The organism is Micrococcus sp. EWR3.9.1 (assembly GCF_052615555.1).
On record NZ_JBQXFD010000013.1, the window covers coordinates 23,093 to 41,094 of the forward strand.

The following is an 18,002-nucleotide window of genomic DNA, read 5'->3' on the forward strand; positions in this document are numbered from 1 at the left end:
GTTGACCCCTCCCGCGCGACGCGGGCAGAATCCTACCCGTGGGTAACCCATCCTCCTCCCAGCCTCCGCACGCCTCCGACGCGACCCCGGTCGACGACCCCGCCGCCCATCCGTGGCGCCGCTACGTCGCCATCGGGGACTCGTTCTCCGAGGGCATCGGCGACCCGGACCCGGACCGCCCCGGCTACCACCGCGGCTGGGCCGACCGCCTGGCCGAGGAGCTCTCCCGCCTGACGCCGCCCGGTGAGGACCTGGCCTACGCCAACCTGGCGGTCCGCGGGAAGCTGCTGGACCAGATCGCCGAGGACCAGGTGGAGCCGGTGATCGCCCTGCGGCCGGACCTCATCAGCGTGTGTGCGGGCGGCAACGACATCCTGCGCGGCGCGGACCCGGACGAGATCGCGGCCCGGCTGGACGCCGTCGTCGAGCGCCTGGCCTCCGCCGGGGCCACCGTGCTGCTGTTCAACGCGACCGACGTGAAGGGCACGCCCGTCATCGGCCGCATCCGCGGCACCGTGGCGATCTACAACGAGAACGTGCGCACCATCGCGCTGCGGCACGACGCGCTGGTGCCGGACATGTGGTCACTCAAGGACCTCGCCCGGCGGGAGATGTGGGCCGAGGACCGCCTGCACTTCTCCGCGCTCGGCCACCACACGATCGCCGCGATGGTGCTGGACACCCTCGGCGTGGAGCACGGCCTCGAGCACCTGCGCCTGGCCCCGCCGGCGCCGCGCACGTGGCGCGCGGCCCGCGCGTCGGACGCCGCATGGGTGCGCACGCACCTGGCGCCGTGGGTGGTCCGCCGCCTCCGCGGCGTCTCCTCGGGCGACGGCGTCACGGCCAAGCGCCCCGTCCCCGAGCCGCTCTTCGGCGCGCCGATGCCGCAGGGCTCGGACCACACCGAGCCGCTGGACATCGTCGAGCCCTGAGCCCGGCCGGCGGGGACCGGTGGCCGTTTCCCGAACGACAGTGCCGCGACACGCCGCCGTTTCCCGAACGAAAGTTCAGAGGGCGAGGGTGCGCTTGAGCGTGTCGGCCACCTGGCCGTATTCGGTGAGGAAGCCGTCATGGCCGATGGGCGAGGCGATCGTGTGCACCGGCGGCCGCGCGGGCAGCGCCGCCGCGAGCGCCTCGGACTCGGCCGGCAGGTAGAGCCGGTCCGAGTCGACGGCGGCCACGAACGCCCGGCCCCGGTAGTCCGCGAGCGCCGCCGCCACGCCGCCGCGCCCGCGCCCGACGTCGTGGCCCATGAGGGCCTCGGTGACCACGAGGTAGGAGTTCGCGTCGAACCGGTCGGTGAGCTTGGCCGCCTGGTGGTCCAGGTAGGACTCCACGGCGTAGCGCCCGCGCCCGCCCGGCACCCCGACGACGGCGCCGAACGGGTCCTCGACGCCCTGCGGTTCCCGGCCGAACCGCTGGCCGAGCTCGCCCGCCGTGCGGTAGGTGGTGTGGGCGATGCGCCGGGCGATGCCCAGGCCGGCCACGGGGCCGGGGCCGGGGTAGTAGTCGCCGCCCTGGAAGTCCGGGTCGAGGCGGATGGCCGCGGTCTGCGCCTGGCCCCACGCGATCTGGTCGGCGGAGGAGGCCGCGGTGGCGGCCAGCACGCCCACCCCGGCGACGCGCGCGGGGTGGGTCGCGGCCCACTCGAGGGCGCGGGCCCCGCCCATCGATCCGCCGATCACGGCACGCCAGGCGCCGATCCCGAGGTGGTCGGCCAGGCGCCGCTCGGCCTCGACCGCGTCCCGCAGCGTGAGGAACGGGAACCGGGAGCCCCAGGGCCGCCCGTCGGGGGCCGGCGTCGAGGGCCCGGTGGAGCCGTGGCAGCCGCCGATCATGGCGGGGGCGACCACGAACCACCGGTCCGTGTCCACGGCGCGGCCCGGGCCGACGAGGGCGTCCCACCAGCCCGGCGTCGGGTCCTGCTCGTGCGCGGCCACGTGCGCGTCGCCGGTGAGGGCGTGCAGCACGAGCACGGCGTTGGAGCCGTCGGCGGCGAGGGTGCCCCAGGTCTCGTAGGCCAGCTCGACGTCGGGCAGCAGCCCGCCGGTCTCGGTGCGCAGCTCGCCGACCCGCAGACGGTGGCGGCCGCCGCGGGGCAGCGCGGTGCGCGACGGACGCGTGGCGACGGCGGTCATGCCCGCTCCCCCGCGTCGTCGTCGCCGCGGCGAGCGGCGGCCGCGAAGCCGCGCTCGAGGTCGGCGAGGATGTCCTCGACGTCCTCCACGCCGAGCGAGAGCCGCACCAGGCCGGGGGTGACGCCAGCGGCGCGCTGCTCGTCGTCGGTGAGCTGGGAGTGGGTGGTCGAGGCCGGGTGCACCACGAGCGAGCGGACGTCGCCGATGTTGGCCACGTGGTGGTGCAGGGTGAGCCCGTCCACGAACGCGGCCCCGGCCTCTCGGCCGCCCGCGATCTCGAAGGAGACGAACGCGCCCGCGCCCTTCGGCAGGTAGCGCCGGGCCCGCTCGTGCCACGGGCTGGACTCCAGGCCGGCGTAGACCACGTGCTCGACGTCGTCGCGACCCTCCAGCCAGCCCGCCACCGCGGCCGCGTTGGCCACCTGCCGCTCCATGCGCAGGGACAGGGTCTCCAGGCCGAGGTTCACCAGGAAGGCGTTGAACGGGGAGATGGCCGAGCCGTAGTCGCGCAGCAGCTGCACGCGCGCCTTCAGGATGAAGGCCAGGTTGGCGCCGAGCGGCGAGCCCACCCCGAGGTCCCGCGCGTAGACGAGGCCGTGGTACGACTCGTCCGGCTCGTTGAAGCCGGGGTACCGCTCGGCGTGCTGCGCGTAGTCGAATGTGCCGGCGTCGACGATCACGCCCGCGATGGCCGCGGCGTGCCCGCCGAGGTACTTCGTGGCGGAGTGGGTGACGACGTCGGCGCCGTGCTCGATCGGCCGCAGCAGGTACGGGGTGGCCAGCGTGTTGTCCACGATCAGCGGCACGCCGGCCTCGTGGGCGGCGTCGGCGACGGCGCGCACGTCCAGGACGTCCCCGCGCGGGTTGCCGAGGGTCTCGCCGAAGAACGCCGTGGTGTTCGGCCGGACGGCGGCGCGCCAGGACTCGAGGTCGTCCGGGTCGGTCACGAACGTCGTCTCGACGCCGACCTTGGCGAGGGTGTGCTTGAACAGGTTCTGCGTGCCGCCGTAGAGGCTGGCCGAGGCGACCACGTGGTCGCCGGCGCCGGCGAGGTTGAGGATCGCGAACGTCGTCGCCGCCTGGCCGGAGGCCAGCAGCAGCGCGCCCACACCGCCCTCGAGCGCGGCGATCTTCTCCTCCACCGGGCCCTGCGTCGGGTTGCCGATGCGGGTGTAGAGCGGGTCGAGGTCCTTGAGCGCGAACCGGTCCGCGGCCACCTGGGCGGACGGGAAGTCGTACGAGGTGGTCTGGAAGATCGGCAGGGCGGTCGCACCGAAGGCGTGCTGGCCGACGGCGACGCCCGCGTGGACCTGCGCGGTGGAGAAGCCCCAGGCGTCCGGGGTCGGGGTGGTCTGGTCGGTCATGGCGGACCCTCCTGAGGGGTTCAGGGGCCGGACCCGGCCGCCCCGCCCGCCGGCCGACGTGCCGATTCGCGGACCGGCGTCGTCGAGGTGCCGGAGATGACCCGGCGCCGTCGAGAGGGGCCGTGGGATCGGCCCGCGCTTGCCGGCGTCCGTTGTGGGGCCGGCCTGGTCGTCACCCGGGGCACCCCACCGCGGAAGGAGGGTTGCCGGTCAGCATGCCGGGGCCTGTTGCTGACTCTCGTGACCGTGCCTCCGAGTGTAGCCCGCCGCCCCGCCACGATTTCGTCACGCGTGTCACCCGCGGATACGCTCTCCGCACGGGGCGCCCGACCCGTCAAGGGCTCGACGCCCCGCGACTCGCACCAGGTCAACCCCCGGGGCAGCCCGGGAACGGAGAGGAACAGCGCAGTGCACACCTGTCGCATGGACCACGTGTCCTACGCCGCCGGCCCCGAGGGCCTGGACGCCACGGTCGCCCGCATCGCCGAGACGCTGGGCATCGAGCGGATCAAGGGCGGTGTCCACCCCCGCTTCGGCACGCAGAACGCCCTGTTCCCCATGGCGGGCAGGCAGTATCTGGAGGTCGTCGAGGCACTCGACCACCCCGCCTCCCTCAGCGCGCCGTTCGGCCAGCTGGTCCGCGCCCGCACCGAGCAGGGCGGCGGCTGGATGAGCTGGGCCGTGGCCACCACGGACATCGGCCGCTTCGAGCGCCGCCTCGGCCGCGAGGCCGTCCCCGGCAACCGTCGCTTCCCGGACGGCCGCGAGCTGTCCTGGCGCCAGATCGGCATCAAGGGAACCCTCGCGGACCCGCAGCTGCCGTTCATCCTGCGCTGGGCCGACGGCCAGGAGGACATGCACCCCTCGCAGGCGGCCGAGCCGCAGGCCACCATCGAGCGCCTGAACATCGCCGGCTCCCCCGAGCGCCTCGCCGAGTGGCTCGGCGACGACGAGGACGGCCAGGTCCAGGACGTGAACATCGAGTACGTCGCGCCCTCCGGCACCCCGGGCATCGTCTCGGTCACCTTCCGCACCCCGAAGGGCGAGGTCACGCTCTGAGCGCGGGGGCGGGGCCGCTCAGCCGAGCAGCCCCGCCCGCGCCAGCAGCGGGTAGCCGACGAACCCGACGGCGTCCAGCAGCGCATGCGCGATGACCAGCGGCATCACCCGGCGCACCCGCAGGAACACGAGCACGAACACCACGCCCATCAGGGCGTTGCCCACGCCCGGCCCGATCCCCTGGTACAGGTGGTACGCCCCGCGCAGCAGCGCGAGGGCGAGCACGACGACGGCCGCGCGGGTCGGCAGGTACAGCCCCTCGGCGCTCACCCACGACGACGGCACGGCCGGCGCCGGATCGTGCGCCAGGCCCGCGGCGCGCAGCCGCTGCAGATACCCGAGCCGGTCGACGAGCCAGGCGCCCACGATGACCTCCTCCAGCAGTCCGTGCCGCAGCGCGGAGAGCAGCAGGACCGGCACCTGGTACCAGCTCTCCCCGAGCGCCGAGCCGACGATCGCCGTCGTGATCCCCAGGGCCCGGCCGGCGGCGTAGACGCCGAGCGTGCCCAGCCCGATGGCCGCGAACAGGCCCAGGCCCCAGGCCACGTCGCGGCCGGGGCGGCGCAGGTCGAGGCCGAGCACACGGAACGGGTCCCGGCCGCGCAGGTGCATCAGGTGCAGCACGAGGGCCACCGGCACGAGCGCGAACCCGATGCCGAGCAGCTGATAGGTCAGGTCGAAGGCCCAGCGGTCGGCCAGGGCCGGGTTGAGGACGGTGGTCTGCTCGCCGAGCGGGACCTGGGTGGCCTTGTCGATGAGCTGGACGATCGCATAGACCGCCGACTTCCCCAGGGAGAGGCCGAGGACGATCGCGATCTCCCACCGCACCGTGCGCGCGGACGGGGCGGGCAGCGCGGGGGCGGGTCGGACGGCCGGGCCGGCCGGGGTGCGGGACGTGCGCGGGGTGGCGGGCATGCCCTCCAGTATCCGCCCGCCACCTCTCCCCCCGGGCACTTTCGAACGTGAGGGAGGGCCTATCTCCCGTTCGAAAGTCCCCATTCCCCCGATGTCACGTTCGAAAGTCCGGGAGGGGGGCGGAGGGAGGGTTAGCGTGGTCGTGTGGTCTCCCCGCCTGCCCCCAGCGAGCTCGAGCTGGTCCACCGCGCCCTGCAGCACCTCCGCCCCGGCCTCGACCCCGCTCTCGCCCGCCGGCTCCGCACAGCCGACTGGGCCGCGGCGTCCGTGGAGGAGGGCGGGCAGTTCCACCGCGTGCTCGTGCTCGAGGACGTCGGCGTCCTCCGGATGACGCGGGCCCACGAGGTCGGCGCCGCCCCGGCCGCGCGGTGGGCGCCCGAGCGGGATCCCGCGGCGCACCTGCCCCGGCGCCTGGCCCTCCTCGACGGGCTCGCCGCGGCCCTGGCCGAGCGCCGCGTGCCGTGGGCCGTCCCGGTCGCCCTCTCGGACCCCGTCTCCGCGGGCCCGGGCGCCGCGGTGCTGCAGCGCTTCCTCCCGGGCGGGCCGCATCCGCCGCACGAGGGCGATCCGGCCGTGCTGCGCGGCGTCCTCGACGACCTCGCCGCCGTGGACGTCACCGACCCGCGGGTCGCCCCCCACCTCGGCCGCCCGTTCGCGTTCCGCGGCCCGTGGACGCCGGCGCGCGCCCGGCACGTCGCGGCGCTGCCGGGGGCGGTCGCCGCGCGCCTGGGCGCATGGGAGGGGCACGACCTCGACGCGCGGCTGGGCGCCGAAGCATGGCCGGACGCGGTGGCCGCCCTCACGGACGCGGTGACGACGTGGACCGCCGCGCCGCCCGTGCCGCCGTCGCTGGTGCACGGCGACCTGGCCGGGCACAACATGCGCTGGCGTGCCGTGCCCGAGGACGAGGACCCGCGCGCCCCGCTGCGCTGGGCGCTGGCCGGTGTGCTCGACTGGGACCTCGCGTGCGCGTGGGACCCGGCCCTCAACGTCGCCTACCTGGCGTTGTGGCACGGCGAGCAGAAGGTGCCCGACCTGGCCCGGGACGCGGCCGAGGCGCGGCGGGCCCGCGTGTGGCTCGGGGCGATGGCCCTGGAGACGCTCGACGACGCGGCGGCCCGGGACGCGATCGTCGGCGGGCTGGCCGCGGGGTCCTGGCGGCGCCTGCTGCGCAAGACCCTGCCCCGCGTGGCGCGGGCCCTCACCGCCCTGGACGGCTGAGGGCCCGCGCGGTCGTCAGGACACGCCCAGGCGCTCCAGCACGATCTCGCGGACGCGGCCGGCGTCGGCCTGCCCGCGGGTGGCCTTCATGACCGGGCCGATCAGGGCGCCGACGGCGGCCATCTTGCCGCCCTTGATCTTCTCGGCCACGTCCGGGTTGGCGGCGATCGCGGCGTCGACGGCCTCGGTGAGCGCGCCGTCGTCGGACACCACGGCCAGGCCCTTCGCCGCGACGACCTCCTTCGGGGCGCCCTCGCCGTCGGCCACCAGACCGAGCACCTGCTTGGCGATCTTGTCGTTGATCGTCTTCGCGGCGATCAGCTCCTCGACCTCCACCACGTGCGCCGGGGTGATCCCCAGCTCGGCGACGGCGACCTCGCGGACGTTCGCCAGGCGGGCGATCTCGCCCATCCACCACTTGCGGGCGGCCGCCGCGGAGGCGCCGGCCTCCACGGTCGCGACGATCTCGTCCAGGACGCCGGCGTTGACGACGTCGCGGAACTCCTCGTCCGAGAAGCCCCACTCGGCCTTGAGCCGCTTGTTCCGCACGGCCGGCAGCTCGGGCATGGCCGCGCGCACGCGCTCGACCCACGCGGCGTCCACGTGCACGGGCACGAGGTCCGGCTCGGGGAAGTACCGGTAGTCGTCCGCGTCCGACTTCGGGCGGCCCGAGGTGGTGCTGCGGGTGTCCTCGTGCCAGTGGCGGGTCTCCTGCGTCACGGTGCCGCCCGCGGCGAGCACCGCGGCCTGGCGCTGGATCTCGTGGGTGACCGCGTGCTGCACGGCGCGCGTGGAGTTCACGTTCTTCGTCTCGGTGCGGGTGCCGAACTCGGTGGCGCCCTTGGGCATCAGCGAGACGTTCGCGTCGCAGCGGACGTTGCCGCGCTCCATCCGCGCGTCGGAGATGTCGATGGCCTGCACGATGTCCCGGATCGCGGTGACGTAGGCGCGGGCCAGCTCGGGGGCCCGCGCACCGGCGCCGACGATCGGCTTGGTGACGATCTCGATGAGCGGCACGCCCGCACGGTTGTAGTCGACGAGGGACGCGGAGGCGCCCTGGATCCGCCCGGAGCCGCCCACGTGGGTGAGCTTGCCGGCGTCGTCCTCGAGGTGCGCGCGCTCGATCTCCACGCGGAAGACCTCACCGTCCTCCAACTCGACGTCCAGGTGGCCGTCGAAGACGATCGGCTCGTCGTACTGGGAGGTCTGGAAGTTCTTCGGCGTGTCCGGGTAGAAGTAGTTCTTCCGCGCGAACCGGCAGGTCTCGGCGACCTGCGCGTCCAGGGCCACGCCCAGGCGGATCGCGTACTCCACGACCTTGCGGTTGAGCACCGGCAGGGTGCCCGGCAGGCCGAGGTCGAGCGGGGTCACGTTCGTGTTCGGCTCGTCGCCGAACGCGTTGGGCGCCGAGGAGAAGATCTTCGTGGCGGTGTTCAGCTCCACGTGCACCTCGAAGCCCAGCACCGGGTCGAAGCGCTCCATCGCCTCCGCGAAGTCCATGGTCTGTTCTGCGTGGCTCATGCCCGGCCTCCTGCCGTGGTCGCGGTGGTGGCGCGCTGCGCGCCCTTCTCCAGCTCGGGGGCCTCGGCCCACACCGGCCCGCCCCGGCGCTCGGCCACGAGGCGTTCGAGCGCGGCGCCGGCCTCGTACAGGCGGGCGTCCTCGCGCGCGGGCGCCATCAGCTGCAGGCCGTAGGGCAGCCCGTCGACGACGCCGCCCGGCACGGACATGCCCGGGATGCCGGCGAGGTTGGCCGGGATGGTGGCCAGGTCGTTGACGTACATGGTCATCGGGTCGTCCGTCTTGGCGCCCAGCTCGAACGCCGGGGTCGGCGCGGTGGGCGTGAGGATGACGTCCACCTGCTCGAAGGCGCGGGCGAAGTCCTCCTGCACGAGCGTGCGGACCTTCTGCGCGGAGCCGTAGTAGGCGTCGTAGTAGCCGGCGGACAGCGCGTAGGTGCCCAGGATGATGCGGCGCTTGACCTCGGCGCCGAAGCCGGCGGCGCGGGTGGCGCCCATGACCTGCTCGATCGTGCCGCCGCCGTCGGGCACCACGCGGTGGCCGTAGCGGACGCCGTCGAAGCGGGCCAGGTTGGAGGAGGCCTCCGAGGGCATGATCAGGTAGTACGCGCCGAGGGCGGCGTCGAAGCTGGGGCAGGAGACCTCCACGATCTCCGCGCCGGCCTCCCGCAGGGCGGCGACGTGCTCGTCGAAGCCGGCCCGGATGCCCGGGTGGAACGCGTCCGCCGGCAGGTCCGTCACGACGCCGACGCGCAGCCCCGCCAGGTCGCGGCCGCGGGCCGCGCCGGTCAGGTCCGCCGGCTCGTCGGCCAGGGACGTGGAGTCCTGCGGGTCGTGGCCGGCGATGACCTGCTGCAGCGCCGCGGCGTCGGCCACGGTGCGGGCGGCGGGGCCGATCTGGTCCAGCGAGGAGGCCATGGCGATCAGGCCGTAGCGCGAGACGGCGCCATAGGTGGGCTTCACGCCGACCGTGCCGGTGAACGCGGCGGGCTCACGCACGGAGCCGCCGGTGTCCGAGCCGAGGGCGAAGGGGGCCAGGAACGCGGCCACGGCGGCCGCCGACCCGCCGCCCGAGCCGCCGGGCACGCGGTCCCCGTCCCACGGGTTGCGGGTGATGCCGAACGCGGAGTGCTCGGTGGAACCGCCCATGGCGAACTCGTCGAGGTTGGTCTTGCCGAGGATCGGCAGGCGGGCCTGGCGGAGGCGGGCCACCACCGTGGCGTCGTACGGGCTGAGCCAGCCCTCGAGCATGCGGGAGGCGGCCGTGGTCGGCTGGCCGCGCGTGACGATGTTGTCCTTCACGGCCACGGGCACGCCGGCCAGCGGGTGCAGGGCGTCGGCCTCGGGGCCGCCGGCGGCGCGGATCGCGTCCACCTCGGCGGCGACGGCGAGGGCCTCGTCCGTGTTCACGTGGAGGTAGGCGCGCACGCCGCGGTCGCCGTCGGCGTCGGCGCGCACGTCGCCGTCGTGGGCCGCGATGCGGTCCAGGTGGGCCTGGACGAGCTCCACGGACGTGGTGGTGCCGGCGCGCAGGCGCTCGGCCATCTGCAGCGCGGTGAGCCGGACGAGCTCGTCGGCGCCGAGGGTCGCGTTCACGTCGAACGTCTCGGTCATGGGGGTGATCACTCTCCGTCCAGGATGGCGGGGACCTTGAACTGGCCGTCCTCGGAGTCCGGCGCCTGGTCGAGGGCCTCCTCCTGCGTGAGCATGCCGGCCGGCACGTCCTCGCGGAACACGTTCTCCAGTGCGATGGGGTGGGACGTCGGCGTCACGTCGTCGCCCGCGGCGGCCTGGACCGCGGAGACGTGCTCCAGGATCTTCTCCAGGTCGCCGGACATCGTGTCCAGCTCCTCGTCGGTCATCCGGATGTGGGCCAGGCGAGCCAGATGCTCCACCTGATCCCGGGTGATCTCAGGCATGGATCTCCTCGTGTGACGGGTCGGGGCGGGGTGGACGACGCCGGCGCGGCGGCGGCCACATCGGAATCGAGTCTAGTGCCGGGGCCTGCCCGGCCGCCGCCACCGCGTCGAGGCGGGAGATCCGCCCCACCGCGGCGCTCCGGGCCCGCATGACAGGGATTTCCCGCCCCGAATGGGGTCCCGGTGCCGATCTCCCGCCCGGGGTCAGTCCAGCGCGAGCCGGTAGACGAGGAACGGGCCGGTCTCGTCGGCCGGGTCGAGGTCCGGCACCACGTCCGCGAGGAGCCAGTCCCGCTCGGGGACACGCACGAAGCCGGCGCGCTCGTACATGCGGTGGGCGTCGGTCATGGAGGGCATGGTGGTCAGCACGACGGCGTCCACGCCCTCCTCGGCGCGGGCCCGCGCCACGATCTCGGCCAGCAGGGCGCCGCCCACCCCGCGGCGGTGGAACCGCGGGTGCACGGCGAGCATGCGGAACTCGTACTCCCCGTCGCCGGAGGTCTCGGCCAGGGGCGAGCCGGGCGGGGTGAGCACCACGGACCCGGCCACCTCGCCGTCGATCTCGGCCACGAGCACCTCCGCGCGGCCGGCCCGGTCGGCCACGTCCATGAGGGTCTTCACGTAGGCGTCGTCGGGGGCGATGTGGCCGCCGTCGACATAGGACGCCAGGGTGAGCTCGGCGACCGCCTCGTGGTCCTCGGGGCGCAGCGGGCGGACGAGGGCGCTCATGCGTCACCTCCGGCGTGCTGGCGCAGCGTGTCCTTCAGGCGGGCGCGGGTCGCGTCCGTGGCCACGACGTAGTCGCGCCGACGCAGCCAGGCGGTGGGCACGGCCTGGTGGGGGTGGCCGTCGCGCGCCTCGTGCAGCCCCTCGAGGAACGTCGCGGCCGCCGGCTCCTGCCAGATGTTCACCCAGTAGGCGCGGCCCCGCTCCTGCGCCGTCAGCTCCTTGACCAGCCGCCGCGTGAACGGGCAGCCCGGCCGCCAGAACACGACGACGCCGCCGCCCTCGACGTGCGCCTGTGCGCCGGCGAACGGCCGCGAGCGGACCCGCACCGCCCACCGGTACGTGACCGCGTAGCCGGCCAGGACGAGCCCGGCCACGATCATGCCGACCTGCTGCAGGCGCGTCCCCGCGATCATGAACGTCAGGCCACCGGCCACGAACAGGACCGGGTAGAACCACGGGTCTCCGACGATCCGCCTCATGCCGTCTCCCCCGTCACGGCGGCCAGCGCGGCCGCGTCCACGTCGCCGGCCACCATCCAGTCGGGATGTGCCGTGCCGTCCGCCGAGGCGGGCCGCGTCACCGCGACGCCGGCCTCCTCCGCCACCAGCGCGCCGGCGGCCCAGTCGTACTCCTGCGTGCCGAACTCGGCATAGGCGTCCAGGGTGCCGTCCGCGACCATGCACAGATCCAGCGCCGCCGAGCCGATCCGCCGCACGTCCCCGAACGCGGGCAGCAGGGCCGCGAGCGCCCGCACCTGCAGGGCCCGGCGAGCGGGGTCGTAGCCGAAGCCGGTGGCGAGCAGCCGCCCCGAGCGGCCCGGCACGGGACCGGTGAGCCGCACGGGGACGGCGTCCCGGTCGGGCACGTCCACGCCCGCCGTCGTCGCGTCCGCGGTGCTGAAGGCGCCCCGGCCCGCGCTCGCGAACCAGGTGCGCCCCAGCGCGGGCGCCGCCACGACGCCGGCCAGCCAGCGTTCGGTGCCCTCGGCCACCCCCAGCAGGTCGGCGGTCTCGGCGTCCACCGGGCCGGTGACGGCCACCGAGGTGCAGAACTGCGGCAGCCCGCGCACGAAGTTCGTGGTGCCATCCAGCGGGTCGATGGACCAGCGGTACCCGGACGGCTCGGCCGGACGGGTGGCGCCGTACTCCTCGCCGGTGATCTCGTCCGAGGGGCGGTAGCCGGCGACGACCTCCCGGACGGCCTGCTCGGCGCGGCGGTCGTAGTCGGTGACCCAGTCGGAGCCGGAGGACTTCGTCTGCGCGCCGATCTCCTCGATGCCCAGCGGGACGGCCGGGTGGTGACCGGTCCAGCGCCGGGCCAGGACGTCCGCGCCGGCGCGCGCGGCGGCCTTGGCGACCACGAGCAGGCCCGGGACCGTGGTGCGCGCGCTCATGCCGAGGCCTCCCCCTCTGCGGCGTCGTCGGTGGCGTCGTCCGTGCCCGCCGGGCGCACGGCGTCCGGGCCACCGGCCAGCAGCGCCGTGAACCCGGCCTCGTCCAGCACGGGCACGCCGAGGGACTGCGCCTTGTCCAGCTTGGAGCCGGCGGCCTCGCCGGCCACCAGGAAGTCGGTCTTCTTGGACACGGACCCGGAGGCCCTGCCGCCGCGCACGAGGATCGCCTCCTTCGCGGAGTCGCGGGAGAAGCCCTCGAGCGAGCCGGTGACCACCACGGTCAGGCCCTCGAGCGTGCGCGGGGTGGACTCGTCCTGCTCGTCCTCCATGGCCACACCCGCCGCGGCCCAGCGGTCCACGATCTCCCGGTGCCAGTCCTCGGCGAACCACTCGATGAGCGCGTCCGCGATGATCGGACCGACGCCGTCGATCTCGGCCAGCCGGTCCCGGTCGCCGGCCTCGGCCGCCGCGCGCAGCGCCGCCATCGAGCCGAACGCCGTGGCCAGCGAGCGGGCCGCCGTCGGGCCCACGTGCCGGATGGACAGCGCCACGAGGGTGCGCCACAGCGGCTGGGACTTGGCCTTCTCGAGCTCGTCGAACAGGCGGAGCGTGTTGGCCGTGGGCGCGGACGGCTTCTTCGCGGTGCCGGCGGTGAAGAAGTACGGCTTGAGCGTGAACACGCCCGAGGGCACCATGCGGCCGTCCACCTTCGTACGGCCCTCGCGCCACACGCGGACCTCGCCGAGGGAGCGCTGCAGGTCCGTCAGCCCGTCCTCGCCGCGGGGGCCCGTGATCTCCTCCGGCGTGCCGGAGGCGAGGTCGAAGATCTGCGCCTCCGCCGTGATGGGGCCGGGACCCTCGGGGCGCACCTGCCCCTCGTGCTCGGCCGGGTCCTCGCCGGGGCCCTGGACGAGCCAGCGGGCGGCCTCCTCGCCGAGCGCCTCCACGTCGAAGGCGCCGCGGCTGGCCAGGTGCTCGACGCGGCCGGCCAGCTGGGCCGGGCAGGAGCGGGCGTTGGGGCAGCGCAGGTCCACGTCCCCCTCCTTGGCCGGGGCCAGCGGCGTGCCGCACGAGGGGCAGTGCGCGGGCATGACGAACTCGCGCAGCTCCCGGCCCGCCTCGATCGCCTTCTCGCGCAGCGGCAGCACGGGGCCCACGACCTCGGGGATCACGTCCCCGGCCTTGCGCACCACCACGGTGTCCCCGATCAGCACGCCCTTGGCCTTGACCACGTCCTGGTTGTGCAGGGTGGCCAGAGAGACGGTGGACCCGGCCACGGTGACCGGCTCCAACACCGCGAACGGGGTCACCCGACCGGTGCGGCCCACCGAGACCGCGATGTCCCGCAGCAGCGTGTGCACCTCCTCCGGCGGGTACTTGTACGCCGCCGCCCAGCGGGGCACGCGGGAGGTGTGGCCGAGGTAGCGCTGGTCCGCGAACGCGTCCGCCTTCACCACGATGCCGTCGATCTCGTGGATCAGCTCGTGCCGGCGCCGGCCGTACTCCTCGATCACCGCGACGACGGCGGCCAACGCCTCCTCGTCCGCACCCTCCACCACGCGGGTGTAGGGGCTCACGGGCAGGCCCCAGCCCGCGAGCGCGTCGTACACCTCGTGCTGGGACTCCAGTCCGAACGCCTCGACCGAGCCGATGCCGTGCACGAACATGGCCAGCGGGCGCTGCGCGGTGACGGCCGGGTCCTTCTGACGCAGGGCGCCGGCGGCGGCGTTGCGCGGGTTCGCGAACGGCGTCTGACCCTCCTCGGCACGACGCGCGTTGAGCTCGGCGAAGGCGGCGGAGGACATGAACACCTCGCCGCGCACCTCGAACTCGGCGGGCCAGCCCTCGCCGGAGAGCTCGTGCGGGATGTCCCCGATGGTGCGCACGTTGGCGGTGACGTCCTCGCCCGTGACGCCGTCGCCGCGGGTGGCGGCCTGCACGAGCCGCCCGTCCCGGTAGCGCAGGGCGACGGCGAGCCCGTCGATCTTCACCTCCACGAGCCAGCGGGGCGCCACGCCCGGTCGCACCTGCGTCAGGGCCTGCGCCGCGCGGCGGAACCAGACCTCGAGCTCCTCGACGGAGAACAGGTCCTCGAGCGAGTACATGCGGGCCCCGTGCCGGACGGGGGCGAACGCCTCCGAGACCTCGCCGCCGACCTCCTGGGTGGGCGAGTCGTTGGCCACGAGCTCGGGGTGCAGGGCCTCGAGGTCCTCGAGGCGGCGGTACAGCGCGTCGTACTCGGCGTCCGAGATCTCCGGGGCGTCCCGCTGGTAGTAGGCGGTCCGGGCGGCGCGGACCCGCTCCACGAGGTCCTCGTACTCCTCCCGCAGGTCCGCGGCGGGGATGTCCTGCGGATCGGGCTGGGCGGCGGATTCCTTGGGGGTGCTCACCCGGCCCAGCGTAGTCGGCGTCCCGGACGGCGCACCCGGGTCAGGGGATGCGCACGAGCACCGCCGTGATGTTGTCCCGGCCGCCGCGCCACAGGGCGGCGCCGATGAGCTTCTCGAGGGCGTCCTCGAGGGTGTCGGCGTCGTCGATCAGCGCGCGGATCTCCTCGTCCAGCAGCTCGCCGGTCAGGCCGTCGCTGCACAGCAGGACGAGGTCCCCGGAGGCGAGGGGGACCTCGTCGACGTCCACCGTGAGCGCCTCGCGCGAGCCGAGCGCGCGGGTGATGACGTTGCGGCGCGGGTGGACGCGGGCTTCGGCGGGGGTGAGCTCCCCCGCGTCGACGAGCATCTGCACCGCCGAGTGGTCCACCGTGAGCTGCTGGAGCACCGGCGAGCCGACGGGCCGCAGGTACACCCGGGAGTCGCCGACGTTCGCCACGGCCCAGCGGCCGCGCTCCGTGTCCAGGCAGGCCAGGACGGTCAGGGTGGTGCCGGAGCGCCCCAGCCCGGCCTCGACGACGGCGGCGTCCGCCTCGTGGATCAGGTGGCCGAGCTCCTGGGGCGTGTGGGCCGTGCCCGGGGCGAGCACCTCGGGGGCGCGGCGGCGCAGGGTCTCGATCGCGGCGGCCGAGGCCACCTCGCCGGCCTCGTGCCCGCCCATGCCGTCGGCCACGGCGGCGAGCACCAGCGGCTCCCCGACGAGGGTCCACGCGTCCTCGTTCAGGTCGCGGACGGCGCCCACGTGGGTGGCGCCCGCGGCCTGGGGCCGCGGCGCGGACGGGGTCTCGGGGCGGGGGTCCACGGGGTCCTCGATCAGTCGGCGAGCAGGGTCTGGGCCGACCCGTCCAAGAGCAGGGAGGGGCGGACCTCTCCGAACCCGCGGACGATCCTGGGCGGCTGCGGGACGAGCACGAAGCGCTCGTCCCGGGACAGGGCCGCAGCGGTCATGGCGTCCACGAGCACGGTACCCGGATCGGCCAGGGACGTCAGCCGCGCGGCGAGGTTCACGGTGGGCCCGTAGATGTCCCCCATGCGGGAGAGCACCCGTCCCCATGTCAGGGCGACGCGCGCCGAGGGCAGCTCCTCGTCCGCGGCGATGGTCTCGGCCAGGGAGAGCGCGATCGCGGCGCCGGCCTCGGGGGTCTCGGCGTTGAACATGACCTCGTCGCCGATGGTCTTCACGAGCCAGCCGCCGCCGGCCGAGATGGTCTCCGCGGCGAGGGACTCGAAGCGCAGCACCATGCGGGCCAGCGTCCGGTCGTCCATGGTCCGGGAGAGCGTCGTGTAGGAGACCATGTCCGCGAAGCCGACGGCGCGGGCCAGCGGCAGCGGCGCATCCGACTCGGAGCCGTCGCGGCCCTGGGCGCTGGCCGCCAGCCCGGCCTCCACGCGCACGGTCAGGCGCTGGACGGCGCGGTTGAGCTGGCGCCGATAGACGATCCGCATGGCCTTCTCGAGCGGTCCGACCATGTCCGGGAGCATGTCGACGACGGCCCGCCGTGCCTCCGGGTCCGTCAGGCCCTCGGAGGCGATCTTGTCCTCCACGAGCGCCTCGATCTGCCACACCACCATGCGGTCCGTCATCTGCCCGATCGAGCGGGCCAGCGAGATGGCGGTGTCCTCGTTCAGCGTCCCCGAGCGTACGAGCGTGAGCACGGACTCGAACGCCTCGATGTCCGCCTCGGTGAAGGCCTTGTGCCCCTCCGGCGACGTCGGATAGCCCAGCGCACGCCAGATCTTCCGGGCGGAGGCCATCGAGACGCCGAGGCGCTGCGCCACCTCCCGCGAGGTGTAGGCGCGCGGGCCCACCACCAGGCCGGCGTCGAGCGTGCGCATCGCGCTCGTCCAGCCGGCGGGCTGGGCGGAGCGCTCCTCGACGTCGCGGGCGGTCTCGTCCTCGGCCGACGGGACGATCGGCAGCGGTGCGGTGTCCGGTGTCTCCGGACGGCTCATCGGAGGTCTCCTGTCGGGACGGGGGCGGGCCAGGTTGCGGTGCGGGCCTGGCGGGTGAGGTGGGCCAGGGCCTCCTCGAAGCGCGCGGCCTCGGGGACGTCGCGCAGCCGCCAGTGGACCTGGCGGGCGGGCTCCTGGAAGAGGATGTGCAGGTCTCCGGCACCCGAGCCGCGGCGGCGCCGCTGCACGTCGGCGATGGACACGAGCGGCATGGCGGCACCGGAGCCGCCGACGCCGGCGCCCTGGAGGATGCGGCGGTCGGTGAGCACGGTGCGCCGGAAGACCCAGCGCCACAGCGGGCGGATGGTGCCGGGGAGCAGGACGAGCGCCGCGACCACCCACGCGACCGCCTCGAGCACGGCGCGGTTCGCGGCGACGATCCCGGGCAGGTCGGGGCGTGCGAGCACGCCGACGGCCAGGCCGAGCAGGAACGCGACGGCCACGAGGACCGCGGCGGGGCGCAGCAGCGCACGCGGGTGGGTGCGGGTGCGCACCATCACCTGCTCACCGGGCTCGAGTCGCACGGCGGTCACCTCCTGACCGGGACGGATGTGTCATGCGCCGCGATGGACGTCTCCACGCAGGTGGGCCACGTCCCCCGCACTGACCTCGGTCTCGATTGTGCCACGATCCGGTGTGACGTGCCTCACCCGCAGGGTGCCGCCGGGGCCGAGGCCCACGGCCGTGCCCTCCAGCACGCCGCCGCCGGGCAGCTCGGCGCGCACCGCGCGGCCCAGCGTGGAGAGCCGGTCCGCCACGGCCGCCACGGCGGGGTGACGCCCGTCCACGGGCGCCGTCTGCCCCGCCACGCCCGCGGCGAAGCGGTCCACGGCCGCCACGACGGCGTCACGCAGCTCGACCGCGAGGTCCCGGGGCGCGGGCACGGCGTCCGCGCCGATCCACTCCGCCAGGTCCGTGGCGGTGTCCACCGGGGCGGCCCCGTGGTGGTCCAGGTTCACGCCCATCCCGACGGCGACGCCGGGCCCCTTGCCATCCGAGGACAGCGCCACCGTGGCCAGCACGCCGCACAGCTTGCGCCCGTCCGTGGCGAGCACGTCGTTCGGCCACTTCACGTGCGTCGGGACGCCCCGGGCCGCGAGGCGCTCGGCGACCGTGGCGGAGGCGACGAGCGAGAGCCAGCTCAGGTGGGCCGGAGAGACCGGCACCCCGCCGGACTCGGGACGCAGGTACACGGACAGGGCGAGCGCCGCCCCCGGCGCGGCGCTCCACACCCGGGAGTGCCGACCCCGGCCGGCCCGCTGGTCCGCGGTGGCCACGGCCGCACCGTGCCGGTGCCCCTCGCGGTCCAGCCGCGCGAGGAGCTCATCCTGCGTGGAGCCGGCGGAGTCCAGCCAGGTCAGGTCCGGTGTGGGGGCGTCGTCGGGGTGCATGCCCCTAGATATA

17 protein-coding genes and 1 riboswitch are annotated in these 18,002 nt (G+C 75.0%); of the genes, 3 read left to right on the top strand and 14 right to left on the bottom strand.

The window, feature by feature from the left end:
- Nucleotides 1-38 precede the first annotated feature (38 nt).
- Nucleotides 39-932: an SGNH/GDSL hydrolase family protein gene (locus ACUJ8O_RS08760; RefSeq protein ID WP_445373317.1), complete on the top strand. Its 894-nt coding sequence runs from the start codon at nucleotides 39-41 to the stop codon at nucleotides 930-932.
- A gap of 75 nt (nucleotides 933-1,007) precedes the next feature.
- Here the strand turns inward: ACUJ8O_RS08760 and metX are convergent, their stop codons facing one another.
- Together metX and ACUJ8O_RS08770 are read right to left on the bottom strand one after the other, a co-directional pair.
- Entirely contained in the window at nucleotides 1,008-2,138 is a 1,131-nt protein-coding gene (gene metX / locus ACUJ8O_RS08765; protein WP_166437606.1) for a homoserine O-acetyltransferase MetX, read from the bottom strand.
- A complete protein-coding gene (locus tag ACUJ8O_RS08770; RefSeq protein ID WP_445373318.1) occupies nucleotides 2,135-3,502 on the bottom strand; it encodes an O-acetylhomoserine aminocarboxypropyltransferase/cysteine synthase family protein in 1,368 nt (455 codons plus the stop codon). The genes metX and ACUJ8O_RS08770 overlap by 4 nt, the downstream gene beginning before the upstream one ends.
- A gap of 130 nt (nucleotides 3,503-3,632) precedes the next feature.
- A riboswitch (SAM riboswitch) is annotated at nucleotides 3,633-3,748 on the bottom strand.
- Nucleotides 3,749-3,925: 177 nt separating this feature from the next.
- Between ACUJ8O_RS08770 and ACUJ8O_RS08775 the strand changes: the two genes are divergently transcribed.
- Nucleotides 3,926-4,561 (top strand): VOC family protein, encoded by a 636-nt coding sequence (locus ACUJ8O_RS08775; RefSeq protein WP_158183603.1) that lies wholly within the window; start codon nucleotides 3,926-3,928, stop codon nucleotides 4,559-4,561.
- 18 nt (nucleotides 4,562-4,579) lie between these two features.
- Here the strand turns inward: ACUJ8O_RS08775 and ACUJ8O_RS08780 are convergent, their stop codons facing one another.
- Entirely contained in the window at nucleotides 4,580-5,476 is an 897-nt protein-coding gene (locus ACUJ8O_RS08780; protein ID WP_158184619.1) for a CPBP family glutamic-type intramembrane protease, read from the bottom strand.
- A gap of 144 nt (nucleotides 5,477-5,620) precedes the next feature.
- Between ACUJ8O_RS08780 and ACUJ8O_RS08785 the strand changes: the two genes are divergently transcribed.
- Nucleotides 5,621-6,697, top strand: coding sequence for a phosphotransferase (locus ACUJ8O_RS08785; protein ID WP_445373319.1), 1,077 nt, complete (start codon nucleotides 5,621-5,623; stop codon nucleotides 6,695-6,697).
- 15 nt (nucleotides 6,698-6,712) lie between these two features.
- On the opposite strand, the gene gatB is transcribed toward ACUJ8O_RS08785, so the two are convergent.
- From gatB to ACUJ8O_RS08840, 11 genes are all read right to left on the bottom strand, one after another.
- Nucleotides 6,713-8,218, bottom strand: coding sequence for an Asp-tRNA(Asn)/Glu-tRNA(Gln) amidotransferase subunit GatB (gatB, locus tag ACUJ8O_RS08790; protein ID WP_078025703.1), 1,506 nt, complete (start codon nucleotides 8,216-8,218; stop codon nucleotides 6,713-6,715).
- The gene (gene gatA, locus ACUJ8O_RS08795; protein ID WP_445373320.1) at nucleotides 8,215-9,831 is read right to left on the bottom strand and encodes an Asp-tRNA(Asn)/Glu-tRNA(Gln) amidotransferase subunit GatA; all 1,617 of its coding nucleotides are present in this window, start codon (nucleotides 9,829-9,831) and stop codon (nucleotides 8,215-8,217) included. Before gatA ends, gatB begins: the two co-directional genes overlap by 4 nt.
- Nucleotides 9,832-9,839: 8 nt before the next feature.
- The gene (gene gatC, locus ACUJ8O_RS08800; protein ID WP_002854348.1) at nucleotides 9,840-10,136 is read right to left on the bottom strand and encodes an Asp-tRNA(Asn)/Glu-tRNA(Gln) amidotransferase subunit GatC; all 297 of its coding nucleotides are present in this window, start codon (nucleotides 10,134-10,136) and stop codon (nucleotides 9,840-9,842) included.
- A gap of 204 nt (nucleotides 10,137-10,340) precedes the next feature.
- The gene (locus ACUJ8O_RS08805) at nucleotides 10,341-10,865 is read right to left on the bottom strand and encodes a GNAT family N-acetyltransferase (protein WP_144825340.1); all 525 of its coding nucleotides are present in this window, start codon (nucleotides 10,863-10,865) and stop codon (nucleotides 10,341-10,343) included.
- Nucleotides 10,862-11,344, bottom strand: coding sequence for a hypothetical protein (locus ACUJ8O_RS08810; RefSeq protein WP_144825341.1), 483 nt, complete (start codon nucleotides 11,342-11,344; stop codon nucleotides 10,862-10,864). Before ACUJ8O_RS08810 ends, ACUJ8O_RS08805 begins: the two co-directional genes overlap by 4 nt.
- On the bottom strand, nucleotides 11,341-12,258 hold the full coding sequence (locus ACUJ8O_RS08815) for an inositol monophosphatase family protein (RefSeq protein ID WP_145951423.1): 918 nt from the start codon (nucleotides 12,256-12,258) through the stop codon (nucleotides 11,341-11,343). Before ACUJ8O_RS08815 ends, ACUJ8O_RS08810 begins: the two co-directional genes overlap by 4 nt.
- Nucleotides 12,255-14,648, bottom strand: a complete 2,394-nt coding sequence (gene ligA / locus ACUJ8O_RS08820) for an NAD-dependent DNA ligase LigA (protein ID WP_095347192.1) — start codon at nucleotides 14,646-14,648, stop codon at nucleotides 12,255-12,257. Before ligA ends, ACUJ8O_RS08815 begins: the two co-directional genes overlap by 4 nt.
- A 40-nt stretch (nucleotides 14,649-14,688) precedes the next feature.
- Nucleotides 14,689-15,447 (bottom strand): PP2C family protein-serine/threonine phosphatase, encoded by a 759-nt coding sequence (locus ACUJ8O_RS08825; RefSeq protein ID WP_336637549.1) that lies wholly within the window; start codon nucleotides 15,445-15,447, stop codon nucleotides 14,689-14,691.
- 11 nt (nucleotides 15,448-15,458) lie between these two features.
- Nucleotides 15,459-16,598, bottom strand: a complete 1,140-nt coding sequence (locus ACUJ8O_RS08830; protein ID WP_041103544.1) for an adenylate/guanylate cyclase domain-containing protein — start codon at nucleotides 16,596-16,598, stop codon at nucleotides 15,459-15,461.
- The gene (locus tag ACUJ8O_RS08835; RefSeq protein WP_158184623.1) at nucleotides 16,595-17,122 is read right to left on the bottom strand and encodes a PH domain-containing protein; all 528 of its coding nucleotides are present in this window, start codon (nucleotides 17,120-17,122) and stop codon (nucleotides 16,595-16,597) included. The genes ACUJ8O_RS08830 and ACUJ8O_RS08835 overlap by 4 nt, the downstream gene beginning before the upstream one ends.
- A gap of 30 nt (nucleotides 17,123-17,152) precedes the next feature.
- The gene (locus ACUJ8O_RS08840; protein WP_129866985.1) at nucleotides 17,153-17,989 is read right to left on the bottom strand and encodes a biotin--[acetyl-CoA-carboxylase] ligase; all 837 of its coding nucleotides are present in this window, start codon (nucleotides 17,987-17,989) and stop codon (nucleotides 17,153-17,155) included.
- Nucleotides 17,990-18,002: the final 13 nt, after the last annotated feature.